The following is a 20723-nucleotide window of genomic DNA, read 5'->3' on the forward strand; positions in this document are numbered from 1 at the left end:
GCTTATTTTCCTTGTATATAAAAACGAGGCGCCACGCCCAAAGAACGTTTAAAGGCTGCGGTAAAAGCACTGCTACTGCTATAACCCAACTCGATTGCGACACAGGTAATGGATTGCCCCAATTCCATGCGAGTCAAAGCATTAAGTAAACAGGCTTGCTGACGCCAGTTGCTAAAACTCATCCCCGTTTGCTGCCGAAAAATTCGTGTAAAGTTACGGCGGCTCATGCCAACCTGTGCTGCAATTTGATCAAGATCATCGTCCAAGTTAGGTGCTTTTAACAATTGCAGGCATAAGGCGGCTAACCGTGGTTCTTGCGGCAAGGGCGCATTTAAAGGCAGTTCAGGCATCAGTGCAATTTCTGCAATGATTAATCGCATGAGATAATCATCTCGGCTACCCAACACATATTCAACAGGCAAATCAACTGCGGTCGATAATAGCTCATGCAATAAAGGGGACACGTTGATCACTGTACAATAGGCTGGCAAGCCTGCCGCATTTGCGGTTTCAGGGAGAATATAGGCACTACGGGTTTTGGTGATCCCACCCATGTGTACTTCATGGTCAATCCCTGCTGGAATCCAAAGTGCACGTTTCGGTGGCACCACCCAACTGCCAGTAGCGGTAATGACCGTTACGACCCCTGTAATCGCATACAGACATTGACCTCGACGATGGCGATGACTCGCCAGCAGATGACCATCAGCATAATCATTGCCCGTGGCCATCACTTCACGCGCCACATCCTGATAGTCGTTGACCTGAATATTACGCATTGCCCTCCTCCCCCAAAATGGCCTGAACTCAATACTATCTGTCCCAAATATGATTGTGGGCCGATTTCTATTCAGTTTAGGATAAAAACACTGAAAAACAAACCTCTTTCAGCAGCACCATTTCAAGCTGATATAACGTGTTGGAGCAATCATGGCAAGCAATACAGGCACTCTTGAGAATGCATTTCCGCAAGAGCAATTTCCCCCCAATGATCAACCGCAGAAATTCGTGTTACGTGTTGTCGGCGCAGTTGCTTTTGCCCATCTGTTAAATGATTCAATTCAAGCCGTAGTCACTGCAAGTTATCCGATGTTAAAAGCCGAATTTTCCTTAAGTTTTGCTCAAATCGGCTGGATTGCCTTGGTCTATCAAATTACCGCATCCTTATTACAACCTTGGATTGGGCTGTATACCGATAAACATCCAAAACCCTATTTATTGCCGATGGGTATGGCAGCCACACTCATCGGCATTGGCTTGATGGCGATTGCAGCAAGCTTTCACAGCTTGTTGTTTGCTGCCGCATTAATTGGGGTCGGTTCATCGACTTTTCATCCTGAAGCCTCTCGCATCGCCCGTACTGCGTCAGGCGGACGTTTTGGTACAGCACAATCGATGTTTCAGGTTGGAGGCAATACCGGTTCTGCGATTGGGCCATTAATGGCTGCGGCTGTCATTATTCCAAATGGGCAAGGGGCAATTGGCCTCTTTGTTTTAGTTGCTGCTTTGGCCATATTTGTTTTATTACGTGTCACCAAATGGGTGGTCAAGCAAGCACCTGTACAGCGTGCTGCCAGTCAACCCGCTATTTCTACCTTGACCCGTAAACAAGTGATTCAGGCCATGGCCGTGATTTGTGTGTTGATGTTTGCCAAATTTATCTATATCGCGGCCATTACCAATTATTTTACTTTCTATCTGATTGAACGTTTTAATGTTTCCATTCAAACTTCTCAGCTGTATCTATTTATATTTTTAGGTGCAGTAGCACTGGGTACTTTTGCGGGCGGCCCTGTGGGCGATCGGATTGGCCGTAAAGCTGTGATTTGGGTCTCCTTCTTGGGGATTGCACCATTTGCCTTAATGCTGCCTTATGTTGGCTTAACTGGCACGGCAATTCTGGTCATTATTATTGGTTTAGTGATGTCCTCAGCCTTCTCTGCCTTAGTGGTCTATGCACAAGAAGCGGTACCCGGTCGTGTCGGAATGGTTGCAGGCTTGATGTTTGGGCTGATGTTCGGGATCGGTGGGATTGGTGCAGCTGGGCTGGGGCATTTAGCCGATACCCATGGTATTGTTTGGGTCTATAAACTCTGCTCCTTCCTGCCTTTATTAGGTTTTATGACTGCGTTCTTGCCGAATACTAAAAAATAATCCATCTTAAAAAAATAGTCAAAAAAATTAACTGATTGACTAAACAGGGCTAAAGCCTTATACAAATAAACAAAAAAATAGTTAGAGCTATATATAAATTAAAATTTATATATAGCTCTATAACATGTTAAGAATTCTTATAATATTTATAATGATAAAATATAGATCCATTTCAATCTCGGTTTAGATACACCAAATAGATCTACATCTTCCACCTAAGCCTTTGCATTGTTTGCGACATCAACACTACAATACGTTGTATTTTTCTTAACCTTTAATAAAATATCAATTAATTTCAGCCTCATCAAAAAATTTTAAAAAAATCAGGTCTAAATATTTAATATCATTGCACTTCATAATGATCCAGCTGCCCATCTTTTGTTTTATATAGTTTTAAATAAATTTTTCCAGATTTTTTGCTACCTTCAACCCCTATTCTAAAATCATAATATTCAGTACCACTAGTCCCTCCTAAGCTTTTACCTGCCTTATACACATTATATTTTTTTATATCTCCATACTGCTCTTTGATCACAGGATCTTTATATAAAACCTCATCAACATAAGCTGCATTCTCCTTATCATACAAACTCTTAAATGCAAAATTACCTACCATTACTGCCAATACCACAAATACAATAATTAAAAAAAACTTTTTCATACTTAAACACACCATAATTGATTTTTAAATTTCAAATTAATATTTAAATACTACTTAATGTCATTTAAAAACCATTAAGTAGTAATTTTTCAACTTCTATTTATTAAAATCTTTTTTCATTTTCGGCTGCAACTGTGGCGGCGGCAATGCCATTTTAGGCTTATCAAAGTTCATGTATCCACCTTATTCCACACAAAGAGTAGCTCCTGCGCTTGCCCCGAACTTCCAATGATGGTTAGCAGATACGCTAGGATCAATGCTAAGACTGGGTTTGGTAGCTTCAATTTTTCCATCTTTCGCCTTATCGATGATATCGCCACTAATCACATTTACTCCAATCAAATGTTTGGTAAGTATATAAGGCTTTTTGTACTTTCTCACTTTCAAGTTCTGTATCCGTTGGTTCTCGATTTAAATACTCATCAATCGAGCTGGATTTAGTAGAAAACTTACCTGCGCTTACCTGTGTCGGATAGCTAAAATCCGCATAATAAGTATCAGTATCTTCTTGATTCTGTTAAAAAATAAGGTCACCGTATAAGAAGCCTTAATAAAAGTTTCTAATATATTCATTTCTTCTTTTTAATGCTAAAATTTTCAACAGATGAATGGCTCTCACTATGTCCATTCGTTTTCATTGTTACGATAAAAAAACCGCGAAAAATTGATGCTGATGTTTTTTTCATTCGCGAAAAATATCACATCGACACATATCCCAATCATTAAGATTCGGTCAGCGTTCATCAGGGCTTGAGTTGTTATCAGGCATCGTTAACAGGTTCTCACAGTATTTCTGTGCCTGCTTTTTCGATAGGACGCTTTATGAATCGCTCTCTATTTATTATTTTTTCAACCATTGCTTTAGATGCGATTGGCATCGGGCTGATTTTTCCAATCTTACCCGCCTTACTTCAAGATATTACACATAGTCATCAGACTGCATTATACATTGGTCTGCTCGGCAGTCTCTATGCCGCCATGCAATTCCTCTTTTCACCTGTACTCGGCGCATTGAGTGACCGATTTGGACGGCGACCGATTCTGCTGCTGTCATTGGCAGGTTCAACCATCAACTACACTTTCTTGACCTTTTCACATAGTCTGGTGCTGCTATTGATCGGTCGAATCATTGCAGGCATGAGCAGTGCCAATATGTCGGTTGCTTCCGCCTATCTTGTCGATATGACCAAACCAGATCAACGTGCCAAATACTTTGGCCTCATGAGCGCGATGTTTGGTGCAGGTTTTATTATTGGACCAATCCTTGGAGGTTGGCTGGGTGACTACTGGCTCAGACTGCCCTTTTTTATTGCAGCCATTCTTTCAGGTCTCAACTTTTTACTGGCCTATTGGGCATTGCCTGAGTCAAAAACAACTGAACTCTCAAATAACACTGTTTCGAGCCTGAATCCATTTAAAGCCTTTACCTCGCTTCGATCAATCTCGAATATACGTCCCTTAATTGCCACCTTTTTTATCTTGAGTGCCACAGGTGAAGCTTATGCGGTGTGCTGGGCGTTGTGGGGACATGCTACCTTTCAATGGAACGGTTTTTGGGTGGGTCTATCTTTAGCTGCTTTTGGTTTATCTCAAATGCTGGTTCAAGCCTTTATTCCTCAGCATGCCTCCAAACGATTTGGAGATCGAAATACCGTCCTTATCGGAATAAGTTGCTCTTGTATTGCCTTATCCATCATGGCTTTTGCTCAACAAGGCTGGATCATTTTTGCCATCATGCCGCTTTTCGCCTTAGGCAGTATCGGTGGCCCCTCATTACAAGCCTTGGCTTCGCAAAAAGTTTCACCAGAACAACAAGGTCAATTTCAAGGCATTATTGCCTCTACAATCAGCTTGGCCTCCATGTTTGCTCCTCTACTATTTTCCACCCTGTATTTTCAATTTCAATCTGAATGGCCGGGTGCAATCTGGCTGAGTGTGGTCATGATTTATCTGCTTGCACTGCCCATTGTAATTCGTAGCCTCAAACCAAATATGCAACCTTCAAAATGACAAAAACGTAATTTTCCTGTTGTTCAGAAGTACTGATGCAGCTTGGATAATAAACCATGAAAGCTGAGAGCGCTGATTGCGCCCTCAGTCCCACATCATGCTTTAAAAGAGGATAAAAAATGAGTTTTGTGCAAAACAGTAAAACCATGTTGCGCAACCTGATCATCGGTACAACCCTAACGATTGCAACATCAACCGCTTTTGCCCATGTCAGCTTGATCAGTGCTATACCCGCAGCAAATACCATAGTTTCAAGCCAACCTAAAAATTTAAGCCTTAATTTTGGTGATGAGGTGATGTTAATGAAAATTCAAGTTTTAGATGAACAACGCCGAGAGCTTCCATTGAATTATAAAGTCAGTCATGACCTGAAAAAATCGTTTGATGTGGCTTTACCCTCACTGAAAAAAGGCAAATACACCGTACTTTGGAGCACTATGGGCAAAGATGGCCATAACATGACTGGTGAATATAGTTTTACTTTGAAATAAGCCAAATCAAACTCGAAATAGATGAGCAACTTGCCAATCTCATCCCTTGACCAGTTGCTCGGTGTTAGGAATAAAAATGATGTCTGAATATTGGATATTCGCCGCTTGGATAACAAAAATCAGTCTATATCTAAGTACTGCTTTTGTCATTGGAGGTGCATTCAGCTACTTCCTCCTCGGACACTATGCTGAAATCAAAAAAGGGATGGTCAATTACATCAGCATTGGGGCCACCCTTGGCTTTATGTCTAGTACGCTGGGTTTCTTGCTTTTAGTTGGAAGCTTTGCCAATACAGGCCTGCTCGGCATGTTTGACTGGAACTATATCAACATTCTGATCAACACTGCGACCGGACATGCCCATCTGCTTCGTATGATCAGCTTTGCGTTACTTCTAGCGTTGCTGATTTTTAAACTCAAAATGCACAGAACAGAAATTACTCTTTTTGAAAAATGCATTTGGCCAATCCCAATATTGCTGATCGCCTATAGTTTTTCTCAACTCGGCCATGTCACCAATCTCCCCACTTTCGCCCAGCTTTTATTGACGATCCATGTGCTTTTAATGTCTGTTTGGATGGGGTCGCTCTACCCGCTTTGGAAAACCAGCCACATGATCAGTGGGCTACCGTTAAAACAATCTATGCATTTATTTGGACAGATTGCCGCATTTATCGTCGGTATTCTGATTGCATGCGGTATCACTATTGCACTACTCCTGTTTAAAGATTTTGATGTGCTCAGCGCCACACCTTATGGACAAGGTTTTATCATTAAGCTTGTCTTGGTTATCGGCATTTTACTGTTGGCCGCTTTTAACAAATGGTACTTTAGCCCACGTTTACAACAGGCTAAATTTGCCAAACAACTCGGCTATGCCATTTTGTTTGAAATGTCACTCGGTTTCATGATTTTAATGACCACTGCCTATATTACGACTGTTGTCGGAATTGAATAAAATCACAAGGAACTGCTATTCGATGTGAATCATGGCCATTTGAATAAAGCCCTGATTCACTCGAGTGCGTTAAACCGGCATGCTGTCATGTTTAACATGTCGTGTGATCCACCAAAATAATAAAGCCATGATGCTGATGCAGGCGCCGAGTACACACACCCCTTGCCATCCTGCTCGTGCATACGTCAGGGTACTACTAATCGCTCCCAAACCACTCCCAGCCGCATAAAACAGCATATACAGTCCAACCAAGCGACTTTGATTGTCTTGTTGGGTTTGGAAAATCATGCTTTGATTGGTGACATGTAAAGCTTGCCCACCCAAATCCAGCAATAAAATACCAATGATTAACGCAGCAATGGAATATTCAATTTGAGCGAATGCAACCCAAGACAACAATATAATCAACAAGGCAAAGCCACTGGTTCTTTGCGCAAAACCTTGATCTGCCCATTGCCCAGCTTTTGTCGCCATCAAAGCACCGAGTACCCCAACCAAGCCAAATGCACCAATTGCTGTATGAGAATAATGATATGGCGCTGAGCTCAATAATAAGACCAAGGCACTCCAAAAAATATTAAAAGCGGCAAACATCAGCAGTGCCAATAGACCACGTATTTGTAATATCTGATTGTGATAAAGCAAGCTCAACATCGACCCAAGCAACCGTGGATAGCTTAGCCTATACTGTGGATTCGCAAGCACAGGCAGAGATTTCCAAAGCGGCATGGCAATCACCAACATAAGCATTGCTGCACAGAAATAAACGTTTCGCCAACCCGCAACATCACTGATTGCTCCAGCAAATACACGCGCCAACAGCAAGCCAATAAATACACCACTTTGTGCTGTACCGACGACATAACCACGCTCATGCAAATCCGCCACGCTTGCCGCATAGGCAATCAGTCCCTGCGTCATCGCAGTCCCTAACAAGCCTACAGCAAACATACTGGCGAATAGACTCAAAGTCGTCTTGGTGATGCTGACGGCAATCAAAGCAGCACAGAGCGCCAAAAGCTGAAATAACATCAAACGACGCCGATTGATTCGATCACCCAATGGCACCAACAAGAACAACGCCACAGCACAGCCAATTTGTGTCACTAAAATCACACTACCAACAGCGGCATAACTGATGGCTAAATCCCGAGCAATCGCATCGAGCAATGGCTGAACATAATAGACATTGGCAACACTAAGCCCGCTTGCAATGGCAAACAAAAACACCAAACTGGCCGGCAATTTTTTTGACTGAATTAAAAGATGTTTTTCCTTTTTAGATAAAGAAGACCTACAGGGAATATTCATATATACACCCAAACTAGTTTCAAATTAAAACTAGTTGAATCCTAATTAATCTAGTTTTAAAATGCAACTAGGTCAATCTTAATCTGCTGAGAATGTGATGCCAAACCCTAAAATTTCGAGTCCAGAATTCTGCCCCGTTGCACGGAGCGTTGAAGTGATTGGAGATCGTTGGTCACTTCTGATTGTGCGCGATATTATGGATGGGCTACACCGCTTTGGTGATCTACAACGAAACTTAAATGTGGCACGCAATATTCTCTCAGACAGACTACATAAATTAATTGCTGCTGAGATTCTGCAAACACGCGCTGCTTCCGATGGCACAAGTTATCAGGAATATATTCTGACGGACAAAGGCAAACAGCTGTTTCCGATCGTGGTGGCATTACGCCAATGGGGGGAACAATTTCTTTTTGACAACAATGAACCCCATTCCATCCTGATTGAAAAAAGTACCAAACAACCTGTCCCCTTGATGACTCCCATCTCTAATGAGGGCATAGTATTGAGCACAGCAAGCACTGAAGTACTAAAGGTCAATCCATTGAGCGAATAAAATAAATGTAAAAAATTTATGCTTTCTTTACGCATAATTTACGACAATTTTATTATTTATCAATCAATTAAATCATAATATTCATGACATCTAAATTAACTCATCATTTAAGGATGTCATGAAAGCTTTGCATCATATATTACTTTTAACCACAACGTGCTGCTCAAGCTATGCTTTGGCAACCGATCAAACCGCTGCAGCAAATTTCAGTCTAAGTGGGAATGTTGCTTTGGCGAGTGACTATCGCTGGCGTGGACAAACCCAGACTAAAAATGATGCGGCATTGCAAGCTAACTTTGTTGTAAACCATTCCTCTGGATTTTATGCCGCAGCATTTGCATCAAATGTCGATTTCGGTGATGAAGCGCACTTAGAACTTGACCCCTCACTTGGTTATACAGCGCCAATCACATTCGGGGAATTCCAGCCCATCTTTGATATCGGTATGCTACGCTATCATTACGCGGGAAAAAGCGATTTAAATTATAACGAATACTATCTCAAACTGATCATAAACAATGCCTTGAACGATGGTGATCGCTTTACGCCAAGTATCAGTTATACCCCTCAATACGGCGGAAAAACCACTCGCCAAAACGTCGGTGAAAATGTCAAAAATTGGTATTTCAATCTTTTATATACGACGCCGATCGCCCAAACCAACTTTGCTGCAGTTGCAAGCTTAGGCTATTCCAAAGCCAGCCAAGCTATTTATGGTGGAACCGCCAAAGATCATTTCTTCGACTGGAAAATTGCAGCGAATTATAATTATAAACCCATGAACCTAAATGCTGAATTAGCTGCGATTGGAAGCGACCTAGATCACACAGGTTATTCTGATAGCAATCAAAAAGGTGTTAAAACCGCCGCAGTGTTTAGTCTGACCAAGTCTTTTTAGATTAAAGTAAAGATAGCTGAAATACAGCAAGCATTAATACACTTGCTGGCTTGCTGTTTCAGATCACATTTATTTGACTGATTTGTTCTAACTGGGTTTACGCTGAAAGCCTTGTTGCGCCAATAACTGAGCTCGTGTTTCATAGTCCACCACTTCGAGCACCTGATGTAATAACCACATATAGCCAAAAGGGTCTTTAAACATGGCATTTTTAATGCCCATTTTAGGCATATGTTGTACCGCCTGAACCAGTGCGGCACCTGCATCCACAGCCTGCTGCAAGGTCTTTTCAATATCCGTGACGGTAATATTAAACCAGACTGGAATATAGCTCTCAGGAGTAGGCGCCAATAATTGGAAATCTGGGTTTTCATCCAGCATATGAAAATGGACACCATGAATACTGATAATCACACTATTTTGTCCAAGCACAAAATCACCGACTTCAATTCTTTCAACCTCAAAAACCCGCTCATAAAACGCCAAGGCAGCCATGGTATCTTTGACAATAAAATCTATTTCTGTACTTTGCATTTGATCTATTCCCTTTGTTTTATTCATTCTAAGGGGCGGATTTTCCGATCACTGTCTGTACTTTGTAAGCTAAGTAAACCCTCAGCAATAAAAAGGCGAAGCAAGATTTAATCTCGCCTCACCTTTGTCTTCAGTACTACTGATTATTCAATAATTAAATCTTTGGCAGGAATACCATCGCCATAGACCGGTTTTAAAGTTTTTTCATAGGCCTGATGAATCACGCCTTCTTTGGCTAGTTTTTGCAAATCTTGATTTAACCAGTCCAATAATTCTTTATTACCCTTTCGTACTGCAGGTGCAATTAAATCCTGCTCACCTAGATTGGTGATCCCCACGGTATAATTTGGATTTTCTTTTGCCCAAGCTAAGACTAGAAGATTGTCATGGGCCAAGGCCACGCCTCGACCATCTTTTAAAGCATCAAACGTTTCGGTATTTTGTTCATACTTTTGCAATTTGATCTCAGGATGTTGCTTACTAAAGAAAGAATCTGCTGTGGTGCCTTTATTAACAAGCAAGGTTTGGCCTTTTAACTGCGCAATATCAGTAATTGGCTTATCTTTAGGCGACACCACACCCAAGGCAACTTTGAGATAGGGTTTGGCAAAATCCACCACTTGTTCACGTTCAGGTGTCACGGTGAAATTGGCAAAAATAATATCCACTTTATTGGCTTTCAGATATTCGACACGATTGGCCGCTTCCGTCAATACAAACTGAACCTTGTTTTCATCGCCCAATAAATCTTTGGCCACATGCTTGGCAATTTCCACATCAAAGCCCTGATTTTTACCTTGTGCATCCAGATAACCAAACGGCGGCTTATCACTAAACACCCCGATACGAACCACACCATTTTTCTTGATCTGTTCAATACTGGAGACCTGTGCCGAAGTATCAGCTGACTTTTCCGTGGGCTGTGGATTTTTATTACATGCCGTTAGTCCCAAGCTGAATACCGAGGCTAGCAGTAATTTTTGAATATTTGAAAATGTTATTGTTTGCATAAATTCACCTATTTTTTAACCTTATAAAAATCTGTTATTGCTTGGGGATATCGACATCCAAAAAGATATTCGGATTCACGGTTTCACCATAAATCGGCTTCAAGGTTTGGTCATAAATCTTTTGAACCTGTCCCGTCGCTCTGAGCTGCTTGATTTCATCATTGAGCCAGTGCAGTAATTGGCTATTGCCCTTTTTCACGCCTGCTGCGATAAAATCTTGATTACCAATCTGAGGGATACCTGCCACATAATTCGGGTTTTTCGCTGCCCATGCCAAGGCATAGGTACTGTCTTGCGAGATGGCATCACCACGACCATCAATTAATGCATTGAAGGCATCGGTATTTTGTCCAAATTTCAACAATTTGACTTTGGGATAATGTTTCGTGAAATAAATCTCCGAGCTTGAGCCCTTATTTACAATTAAGGTTTTACCTTCCAGCGCTTTTACATCAGTAATGGCTTTGGCTTTGGGTGAGACAATTCCTAAGGACGCTTTTAAATAAGGCTCGGAAAAATCAACCACCTGTTGCCGTTCAGGTGTCACTGAAAAGCTGGCAAAAACCACATCAACTTTTCCTGATTTTAGAAACTCAACCCGATTGGCAGCTTCCGCAATCACAAACTGAATCTTATGTTCATCTCCAAATAGATCTTGAGTGACACGCTTAGCCAGTGCCACATCAAAGCCCTGATTTTTGCCTGCACTATCGACATAGCCAAACGGTGGATTATCCGCAAATACGCCAACCCGCAATACACCATTTTTCCGAATCTGTTCCAGTGAAGTATCTTGTGCCGTAGCTTTGGCTTCAGTTGAAGCTGGTTGATTACAGCCCGTCAGCATGCCTGCCATCAGTACACAAGTGATGCCTTGACCAAACATTTTTATTTTTGAAGAATGGTCATATTGCCTAACTGCTAAATTCAATCTCATAAAGTCCTCTTATCGTTTTTAATAATTCAAAATATTGAGAAAGGTTCTTGCGCGTTCCGTCTGCGGATGCTGAAAAAATGCTTCTGGCGAGCTTTGTTCAATAATCTTGCCCTTATCCATAAAAATAATGCGATCCGCCACTTTGCGGGCAAAGCCCATTTCATGGGTGACAATCAACATGGTCATGCCTTCCTGCGCCAGTTTCAGCACCACATCTAGGACTTCCCGCACCATTTCAGGGTCAAGCGCTGCGGTAATTTCATCCAGTAAAATCACTTTCGGTTGCATCACCAACGCACGAACAATGGCAATTCGCTGCTTCTGTCCACCTGATAAATTGGAGGGATAATCATATTTACGATCGAGCAAACCTACGCGCTGCAACAATTGATCGGCCAATTGCTCCACTTCCGCACGTAGTCGTTTTTGTGCTTTTAACGGACCAAGCAGAATGTTATCCATCACATTCATATGCTTGAATAATTCATAGTTCTGAAACACCATGCCGATCTGCTGGCGCACGTTATCCCATGGCAAGTCCTGCCCCAATACACCCACATCTTTAAGGTGAATTTCACCGTCTTGAATGGGTTCCAATCCGTTGATACAGCGTAACAAGGTACTTTTTCCACAACCGGATGGCCCCAAAATCACCACCACTTCACCTTGTTGCACCTCTAGGTCAATGCCATGCAAAATATGACTTTGTTTATAAAACTTGTGTAAATGCTGTATCGATAACAAAGTCATGCGTTCTCCCACACTTTTTCTAAATGCGCTGCTAAAAGCGATAATGGATAACAAATCAGGAAATAAAGAATAAAGATGAAACCGTAAATCCACAGTGATGCACTGGGTACGGTCAATAATGAGTTTTCAATAATCTGCTGTCCGACTTTCAGGACTTCCACCATCCCGATCAATACAGCTAATGAACTGGTTTTGATCATGCGGGTAAACAAATTTAATGCACCAGGTGTTACCCGTTTTAAACTTTGCGGGAAAATCACATAAGTTAAAGCTTGGATGTGATTCAAACCCACTGCATAGGCAGAATCCCGTTGATGCTGATCAATCGAGGTAATCGAAGCGCGAACCAGATCGCCCATTTCCGCAGTTCCCCATAGGGTAAATACAAAAATACAGACCCAAAACGATGACAACTGCCAGTTAAACCATGTCGCAAAACCAAAATAAAAAACGAATAAAAGCACGAGAATGGGGACAATGCGAATCGTTTCCAGATAGAAACGGCACAGGATTTTAATCAGCATATTTTTTGAGGTCATAATCACCCCAAAAATTGTCCCGAAAATGGCGGATAAAAACACGGATAGAAAGGCAATTTCGATGGTTTGCAACAAGCCATACAGCAAACGTTCGATATGACTCGGTTGAAATAAATACTCAAGTCCCATGGCTCACCTTCCGACTACGATATTCCAAATAACTTGTTAAAGCCGAAACAGGTAACAAGATAATCAGATAGACCATGATTAATAAGAATAGCGCCTCTGTGGTTTTGTAATCCATGCCAATCAAGTCTTTGGTCACAAACAGTAGTTCCACCACGGCAATGGCACTCAAAACCGAGCTTTCTTTGATCAAGAATAAGCAGTTCGCACCAATCGCCGGAATAGACAATGACAATGCCTGCGGAAACACCACATACTGAAAGACTTGCACGGCGTTGAGACCCACACTTCGGGCAGAATCAATTTGTCCTTGTGCAACTGACTGTAAGCCTGCACGAAAAGCTTCCGCCATATAGCTACCACCTAGAAAAGTCAGACCAATCACACCGCAGGTAAATCCATCGAGTTTGATGCCGATCTTAGGCAAGCCGTGGTAGAGAAAGAAGAGCTGAATGAGCAAGGGAGTATTGCGGGAAACCTCGATATAAACTTTGACAATTTTATTCAATACCCGAACCTGATAGGTGCTAATCACACTACAGATCAGCCCAAGCAAAATAGATAACACGATACCAATAGAGGAGATTTTTAAGGTCATGAGGGTGGCCGCATAGAACTGCGGCAGCACACTCTGTATATACTGCCAATCCAAAGAAAACATCCGAATGAAAAATTGATTCTTTTGATAAATACGTTGTTGTTATTTATCTTTGGATGAGTCTATGCTGATTGAAATTTCACATGAAATATTATTATTTGCTAAGCTTTGCTGAAATTTGGATGAAGGTTTTAACTCAATTTAGCTTATAAAAAATGCTGGGCATTTCCCCAGCATTTACAAACTTAACCGTTAAATTAAAAAGTAGAAAAACAGCATAAACAAACCACCTGATACGATTGCTATCCAAGATATTATCCAAGATATAGCTCTCTCTTTTTTTAAAAATAATGGAGCCACCCATTTATCAACATCTACTTTTTGTAACCATGATAAATACCAAGGAAAAGTTAGAGTAAATATAAGTGAGCTAATCATCACACTAACAAAAGTTGGTCTTTTATAGAAATCAGAACCACTTATTTTAAAAAACAAGAACCAAAATATAATTTCCGCCATGCAAAGTACAATGCATAAATATACATTGAACTTAACTTTAAAATTAGATAAAAACAATGGTGTTAGTATCCAAAAAGGGTATATAAAACCCAGCATAAATCTAAAACCATATAAGTCATGTTTACCATCAAAAAAATAATATCGAGGAAATATTAAAAAATAATAAGCAGCCAATAAAAAGTAAATTAAAGCTCTAACTTTATCAAAATAAATATTATCTTTATTACGTATATACACTTGCTTCAACATACAAAAACCAAGCAAATATGCAACATAAAAATATGTTATATACCAAATAGCTAGAGCAATGTCATCTGATTCAAGACCAGAATAATTATACAATTCAACAGAAAGTCCTAAAAAAAAGCTAAACAATAAAAAGATTAACCCAAAAACATTGAAAGCTTTAAAAACAATGGAGTATGATTTTTTAATTTCGATAGAATGCGCTTTCATCATGGTTTACACCCTTGTGTTTGACTATATCCCATTTCCACGCAACCATAATGGACACGAGAATTATAATCTAGCAAATCAACGCGGTTATTAGGGAAAAGATATTTAGGTACAGCTATTTGAGGTACTATCCATACTGAACTTTTAAAATATTTTTCATGTATAGGTTGCAATAATTTCTGTTCTTGTTGCATTTGACTGATATTCCAAGCAACTATATCTGTTACTTTACCATCATAAAGCTGTTTAAAATTATTATAACCTGCTTTCATTAAAGCATTTCCAGCTTCTGCCCGCCAGTTATACACATCACGTAAGTTAACAGTTCCTGCTGAAGTTAATGTACTAACTACCCCACCAGCAAAAAAAGTTATCCCTGAAAAGGCACCTTCAGCCCCCAAACCAACTCCAGCAGCCCGTGATGTCTGATTTGCAACTCTAAACCATTCAGCTCCAGTTTTTTGATACATTGCACTGAAAAAATCTGCACGCAAGTCAATATCATTAATCATACCAAACCAATTATTAGTATCTTTAAATATATTTGCTAAGACTAAGTCTCGACTTCGTACTTGATCTGTACTTAAGCTATTCATAGCCGAAGAACTTACACCGTAAATTTTATTAAAATCACTACCAGCATAATCCAATGCAGCTTTCATCATATTATTGCAATCTTGTATCCGAGCTTGATTACTACAAACTGCGACCAACTCTTTATCATTTGTCTTTGATAAATTTTGATATCTTTGAATAACTGCATCGCAATTTGAAGAAGATATTTTACATGCAGCTAATTCTGCAGAAAATTTAGCTTTGCTATAGTGCGTCAGATAATTATTAAGGATTGCAATATCTGCACTATTTGCAGCGGTATTTACATCGTAGCCTGCATAAGCAGATACTACCCCAGCAACAACTTTACCAGTACTACGTATCTTGAATTTTTCATCTTCTGTGTAATCTTGTCCATTTGCAGGTTTAGGCATCAATCCAGCAACTATTTCACCTACAGCAGCTCCTATTGCCCCAGCTTCACAACTCTTTTGTATCGCACCTGTTATACATCATGCTGCAGCATGTGCAATTTTGTGTATAACAGTTTCATATGTTTTAGGATCAACTTTATATAAATGCGTACCAATTTGATTAGCAAGCTCTCCTTGTAATGTACCAACTAAACCAGCTAATAAAGCTTTCTCAAGATTATCTTGTAGATTTCCGCCATTGATTGCTGTTTGTACCAAAGTAGATCCAACTGAGTTAGTAAAATTATTCATTAAACGATCAGGAAGTAAGCTACTATCAGGCTTAAGGTTTAAAGCTGTACTTACCTGACTCAATAATCCAGCTGTTACAACACTTGTTGCTAAATTTTTAATGGAATTATTATTTCCTAATTCTTTTAAAGTCTTACCTAAATCACCGCCATTATTAATGGTACTGATACTTGCTTGTGTCAGCAGAGAAGTTACAGCTGCATTCGCCATTGCACCTAATGTTGATGGAACAATGACTCCTGCTGCGGTCGTTGTTACACCTGCAGCCCCAATCATACTTGCTCCAAGCCCTACCGTTGTCCCACCAGCAGCCCCGCCAGCAGCACCTGCTGCGGCTGCTGTACCACTTCCCATTGTTACTATTGTAACAATAATGACAATGAGTGCAGCACCAGCACCCGTTAATCCTTGTGACTTATAATCCCAACTCTCTTGAGCAAGTTTTACCGCCTCCCAATTCACATCTTTTCGGGCAATAAGATCTTTCAGATATTCATTACCAGGCTGATTAGACAGCTTAATCACTTCTGTCCGTACATCATTATTCTGACCAGTAACAACAGGCACCTGAACAATCAGTCCACCATTCGCAATAAATTTTGGCGGTGTCAGCCCATTAAAACTTGGTAATTTTGCGGTTTCGGTGATTGATCCCTTATCTTGCATTGACTGCCAAACAACACTATTACTTTCCTTTTTTAAAGTTTCTGTGACAGTAGTCGAAGCACCTTCTAGAATAATGTTTCCACCTGCTTGAATTTCTGCTCCTTCCAAATAGTTGAATACAGTTCCTTTTAAACGGGTATCAAAACCTGATTTTGTACCAATATAGTCAGCGTTTAATACGGCTGGCAGCTCGGATTTAATATTGCGTGTGTTTGTAGTTTTAGAGCTGTTTAGCTTGATACCGACAAATGAACTCTTTTTACTGATATCAGTGGTATTTAAAGACTCATCATTTGCAGTTAAGAAATTCAGATCTCCTCCAGCTTGAATACTTATTTTTCCGCCATTCGCTGTGAGCTGACTAGAGTACATATCAATACTGGTACGGTTTTGACCAGTCATTTCCTTTGTATTAACTTCCTGACTTTTAATATTGATGTTTTTTGCATCGATATCAACTGATACTCCACTACTTTGCTCAGCTGTTTTGACTGTAGTCGTGGTTTTCTTTTTTCCATACCATTTTCGTTTAGTTTCGACCTTTTTACTTTTATCGTAGCCATTTTCAATTGCTACATCAAAAATAATATTCTTATAGGCTTCTATATTTACATCACCATTGTTTGCTGTAATTCCAACTCCTTGTAAAATTAAATTGTCTGTTGCTGCTTTCCCAGTAGCTTTGATTTTAACTCCTTTATCCCCGTTAATATTAGTCACATTTACTGGACTACGCCAATTATAATTATCATTTGAAGTTTGTCCGATTTCATAAGAATCCTGTAATCCATCAATTACAACACTACCTTGGATCGCACCCTGTTTTACACTATTTGGCTTTTCATTTTTATATTTACCTTGAATTTGATGTTCAACACCCGTTAGTGTACCCGCAGCTTCGATATTAACCTCCCCTTTTTTAGCATTTATATCTGATCCACTAATACTAATTCCTTTAGATGATGTAAAATTAATATTACCAGCATCACTACTTATAAGCACTCCTTTATGTTCATAACCATTTAATTTACTATTAAAAAAACTTGTCTCATTTTTTAAATTTTGAATATCAGCATCTGAATAAATATTTTCGAAATTATCATATAAGGTTGCAGGCCTAGTAATCGACGTAAAACCAAGAGGGTCAGACTCCATTACAATTGATCTAAACTTTACTCCAGTCATAGTCCATATCCCATCAGGATCTGCTTTTTCTTTTAGGACTTCATATTTTTTTAAAAAATTTAAATGTGCTTCTTTGAATTTTTTTACTTTAGCCTCAACTCTGGGTTGATTAAAAAAAGCTTCATTATAGAGATTTATTAATACATCATAATCTTTAGAAATATCTGGTGACTTTAATTTATCAATTTTAAGAAAAGTATTTTGATTAGAAGATTTAATTCTAGCAGCACTTTCGCTATTAGTTATTTGATCAGATAAAGTATTTTTTACTCCATCTACAATCAAATCACCACCAGTTGATACAATAGATATATCTTTCGCGGCATTTAATTGTGAACCTTGTAACTCAACCTTATTGCCTTGTAAATTGATTCCACCATTCACCGTATTTAAAGAGACAACTTTTTCCGAGCCATTGCCAGCAGTACCACCATATCCTTTTAAAATTAAAGCTCCATTTTTAGAAACTAAATCAATATCCCCAACTGCTGATAATTTGTGTTTCGTTGGATCAATGACAAGATCACTCCCTGTCTGGATACTTAAATCACCATTTAAGCTATTCAGTTTTGTATCATTTTTCAGTAAATCACTACCTGTCGCATTCAACTCCATAGACTTAGAGCCATTCAAAGACTCACCTGCTTCAATGAGCAAGGCACCAGCTGTCAATCTCGCATTTTGAACATTGATATTTTTTCCTGATGTGATCGACAAAACGCCATTTGAATTAAACTGAGATTGTGGCGACAATGTGTCAACAGGTGCATCAGCAACCCCTGCAATACTATTGATATAGATATTCTTTTTAGAACTTAATGCTGTATGAGCTCTGCCCAATGTAATCAAGCCATCCAGAGTCAGATTATCTTTTGCAAAAACCTCAATATTTTTAGTCGCGTTTAAGGTTGTATCAGTCAGGGTGTTTTTAAGGTTGGAGCTGACTAAAATATTTCCCTGACTGGCATATAAATCTGTAGAAGATGAGGTAACATCTCCATCTCCAACCGAGGCGATATTTACCCCCTGAGCCCCTAACAATATAGATCTGCTAAGTCCTGCATGTGTAAGTGTTACATTTTTATTCGCCATCAATGAAAGTTTTCCATCATGCGATGTAGCTTTTAAACCACTGGTGGTTAAACTGCCTACAGTAGCAGAAGCATTAATGTCACCCTTGGCGGTCAATGCATGACTTAAAGTTAAATCACTAACTTTTGATGTAATATTAATCGACTTGTCAGAAGTCAAGGCACTCCCTAAAACCAGCTGATTCGCCTGTAGATTAATATCATCTTTGGCTGAAAGCGTACCATTTAAAAGGTTAAGCTGATTTGCAGCATCCAATTGTACTTTACCTGAAATTTGAGGTAAGTCTGTGCCAGTATGTTCCCATGTTAAGTTTTGCCCACTATAGGCATTAATATTCTTTACTCGACTTGCACCGTTTTCAATTGCAAGCCCTAAACTCTTTAAGTTGACATCACCAGAACTGTATAGATTTAAGTCTTTTCCAGCATTGATTGTTCCGTTCTGAATATTAATTAAACCTTGGGTATTTGATGAGTCTGCTTGTAGGTTAATTGAACCTAAAGTCGCATGTAATAAGTTTCCTGTAAATGCTAATTTTCCTTTCCCTGATACATTCAAATCCTGTGCTGCAATTAATTTTGTATCTTGAACTGCAATGATATCCTTCTGTGATTGAATATATGCAGAACCACGGTTGCTAATCATTACAGAATTTGTAGCCAGATTGATGTTCGCTGCATCTACATATAACTCTCCACTCTGTGAGTCGTTATAAATTTGGCTATTAGCTGCTAAATTTAGATTGCCTTTAGCATTAATTAGTAAAGGAGATGAAACAACACCACCGTTGTTAATCTTTATTTCACTAGCATTTACATTCAGATGATTACCTGAATCAATACTGATTATGCTATTACTGTTAATACTTCCAGATGAGTTGATGTCTCCTGCAACTCCTGTACCCATAGTCTTAATATTAACTAAGCCTTCTGTTTTACTGGTTGAACTGATGGTTCCTTTATGTTCGATTTTACCATTACTGTTCAGTACCACATTATTTTGAGCTTGAATGACCCCTGCATTATTCACCCCCACTCCTGCTTCATTGGCATGCAGATAAATACTATTTGCATAAAGACCTCCTAGCTGCGCAACATCAATTGCAACCATTGGTACAACCCCTGTACCTGTCGTTGTCGTAACGGCTCCCGTTTCAGCTGTAATCGCTTTTGCCCCTGTAACAGCTGTAATGGTATCGGCATTGACTGGTGCATTGATCGCAATAGAACGACCTAGTAATTCTAATGCAATGGGATTATTGGCATTGCCGCCTAATCCTCGGTTATTTACATCAGGATTAATCGTGATTGCACCTTGTTTAACGGTATGGTCTTTAATTGAACCATCAGTGCTGTAACCAAGTACACCTGTAGAGAGCGTGACTTGATTAGCATTGATAAAACCACCACCATTTACGGTAATGCCTGTTGGATTGGCAATCACCACATTTGCTCTTGATCCCAATACTTCAAGATTCCCTTGTAGCAAGCTTGGATTGGTTGAGACCACTTCATTCACAATGGTCGTCGCAGCTCCTTTTGCCAGATTTGGGTTCGCTGCAATGGATGTTTTAGTAATCTGACTGGTTGCTGCGCCGCGTGAGTTATTCAGAATCACACCATTTTGATTGACATCAAACTGAGTATAGCTATTACGTGACACGCCTGACGCAGATGGTGCTGTAATCCAGATGTTGGCTGCATTACCTTCTTTGAGTACCGTCGCTTTATTCGCTGCAGCAGCACCATTATTGACGACAACATTGGCATAAATCGGACTAATCGCCATCAAGGCTGAAAGCGCCAGCACCAATTGTTTTAAGGTTCGTTGCCCAGTTACAACAATGCTTGTCTCTGTCTCACCATTATCGTGGATTGAAGTTTTAATACATGGGGAGGTATCACCCTGATGGGATTTTGCCAATTCAGATACTGCGACATAAGTCCCGAGTTTGGCGTTAAATTTTGTGCGATAAAATTGCTTATTCATCTT

The 20723-nt window shown here is 39.8% G+C and carries 18 protein-coding genes; 6 read left to right on the forward strand and 12 right to left on the reverse strand.

The features are described from left to right. Positions 1 to 2: 2 nt before the first annotated feature. Positions 3 to 779 (reverse strand): AraC family transcriptional regulator, encoded by a 777-nt coding sequence (locus F907_RS05550; protein ID WP_016652708.1) that lies wholly within the window; start codon positions 777 to 779, stop codon positions 3 to 5. A gap of 151 nt (positions 780 to 930) precedes the next feature. Here F907_RS05550 and F907_RS05545 point away from each other — a divergent pair, with 151 nt between their 5' ends. Next, complete coding sequence (locus F907_RS05545) at positions 931 to 2154, forward strand: MFS transporter (RefSeq protein WP_016652709.1); 1224 nt, start codon at positions 931 to 933, stop codon at positions 2152 to 2154. A 343-nt stretch (positions 2155 to 2497) separates the two neighbouring features. On the opposite strand, the gene F907_RS05540 is transcribed toward F907_RS05545, so the two are convergent. Then, positions 2498 to 2815, reverse strand: coding sequence for a hypothetical protein (locus tag F907_RS05540; protein WP_032862149.1), 318 nt, complete (start codon positions 2813 to 2815; stop codon positions 2498 to 2500). An 822-nt stretch (positions 2816 to 3637) separates the two neighbouring features. On the opposite strand from F907_RS05540, the gene F907_RS05535 reads away from it, so the two are divergent. From F907_RS05535 to F907_RS05525, 3 genes are all read left to right on the forward strand, one after another. Further along, complete coding sequence (locus F907_RS05535) at positions 3638 to 4825, forward strand: TCR/Tet family MFS transporter (RefSeq protein ID WP_016652712.1); 1188 nt, start codon at positions 3638 to 3640, stop codon at positions 4823 to 4825. A 119-nt stretch (positions 4826 to 4944) separates the two neighbouring features. After that, on the forward strand, positions 4945 to 5316 hold the full coding sequence (locus tag F907_RS05530) for a copper resistance CopC family protein (protein ID WP_016652713.1): 372 nt from the start codon (positions 4945 to 4947) through the stop codon (positions 5314 to 5316). Positions 5317 to 5392: 76 nt separating this feature from the next. Continuing rightward, positions 5393 to 6274, forward strand: a complete 882-nt coding sequence (locus tag F907_RS05525; protein WP_016652714.1) for a copper resistance D family protein — start codon at positions 5393 to 5395, stop codon at positions 6272 to 6274. Between the two features lie 69 nt (positions 6275 to 6343). Here F907_RS05525 and F907_RS05520 read toward each other — a convergent pair whose 3' ends face one another. After that, positions 6344 to 7585, reverse strand: a complete 1242-nt coding sequence (locus F907_RS05520; protein ID WP_016652715.1) for an MFS transporter — start codon at positions 7583 to 7585, stop codon at positions 6344 to 6346. A 97-nt stretch (positions 7586 to 7682) separates the two neighbouring features. Between F907_RS05520 and F907_RS05515 the strand changes: the two genes are divergently transcribed. Beyond that, complete coding sequence (locus F907_RS05515) at positions 7683 to 8141, forward strand: winged helix-turn-helix transcriptional regulator (RefSeq protein ID WP_016652716.1); 459 nt, start codon at positions 7683 to 7685, stop codon at positions 8139 to 8141. 118 nt (positions 8142 to 8259) lie between these two features. Beyond that, positions 8260 to 9039 carry a TorF family putative porin gene (locus F907_RS05510; RefSeq protein ID WP_016652717.1) on the forward strand — a complete coding sequence of 260 codons (780 nt, stop codon included), beginning with the start codon at positions 8260 to 8262 and terminating at the stop codon, positions 9037 to 9039. 87 nt (positions 9040 to 9126) lie between these two features. On the opposite strand, the gene F907_RS05505 is transcribed toward F907_RS05510, so the two are convergent. The 9 genes from F907_RS05505 to F907_RS05470 all read right to left on the reverse strand — a co-directional run bounded on the left by F907_RS05505 (position 9127) and on the right by F907_RS05470 (position 20720). Then, complete coding sequence (locus tag F907_RS05505; protein WP_016652718.1) at positions 9127 to 9573, reverse strand: VOC family protein; 447 nt, start codon at positions 9571 to 9573, stop codon at positions 9127 to 9129. Between the two features lie 143 nt (positions 9574 to 9716). Further along, positions 9717 to 10583 carry a cysteine ABC transporter substrate-binding protein gene (locus tag F907_RS05500; protein ID WP_016652719.1) on the reverse strand — a complete coding sequence of 289 codons (867 nt, stop codon included), beginning with the start codon at positions 10581 to 10583 and terminating at the stop codon, positions 9717 to 9719. Between the two features lie 34 nt (positions 10584 to 10617). Then, positions 10618 to 11469, reverse strand: coding sequence for a transporter substrate-binding domain-containing protein (locus F907_RS05495; protein ID WP_373866455.1), 852 nt, complete (start codon positions 11467 to 11469; stop codon positions 10618 to 10620). Between the two features lie 69 nt (positions 11470 to 11538). After that, positions 11539 to 12270 carry an amino acid ABC transporter ATP-binding protein gene (locus F907_RS05490; protein ID WP_016652721.1) on the reverse strand — a complete coding sequence of 244 codons (732 nt, stop codon included), beginning with the start codon at positions 12268 to 12270 and terminating at the stop codon, positions 11539 to 11541. Beyond that, positions 12267 to 12938: an amino acid ABC transporter permease gene (locus F907_RS05485; protein ID WP_016652722.1), complete on the reverse strand. Its 672-nt coding sequence runs from the start codon at positions 12936 to 12938 to the stop codon at positions 12267 to 12269. The genes F907_RS05490 and F907_RS05485 overlap by 4 nt, the downstream gene beginning before the upstream one ends. After that, positions 12928 to 13587 carry an amino acid ABC transporter permease gene (locus F907_RS05480; protein WP_032862229.1) on the reverse strand — a complete coding sequence of 220 codons (660 nt, stop codon included), beginning with the start codon at positions 13585 to 13587 and terminating at the stop codon, positions 12928 to 12930. Before F907_RS05480 ends, F907_RS05485 begins: the two co-directional genes overlap by 11 nt. A 198-nt stretch (positions 13588 to 13785) precedes the next feature. Then, entirely contained in the window at positions 13786 to 14511 is a 726-nt protein-coding gene (locus F907_RS05475) for a hypothetical protein (RefSeq protein ID WP_016652724.1), read from the reverse strand. Then, positions 14508 to 15497: a VENN motif pre-toxin domain-containing protein gene (locus F907_RS19260; protein WP_016652725.1), complete on the reverse strand. Its 990-nt coding sequence runs from the start codon at positions 15495 to 15497 to the stop codon at positions 14508 to 14510. The genes F907_RS05475 and F907_RS19260 overlap by 4 nt, the downstream gene beginning before the upstream one ends. Before the next feature lie 78 nt (positions 15498 to 15575). Next, positions 15576 to 20720 (reverse strand): two-partner secretion domain-containing protein, encoded by a 5145-nt coding sequence (locus F907_RS05470; RefSeq protein WP_016652726.1) that lies wholly within the window; start codon positions 20718 to 20720, stop codon positions 15576 to 15578. Positions 20721 to 20723: the final 3 nt, after the last annotated feature.

Origin of the sequence: Acinetobacter colistiniresistens, from assembly GCF_000413935.1 — a bacterium.
Classification (GTDB): Bacteria; Pseudomonadota; Gammaproteobacteria; order Pseudomonadales; family Moraxellaceae; genus Acinetobacter; species Acinetobacter colistiniresistens.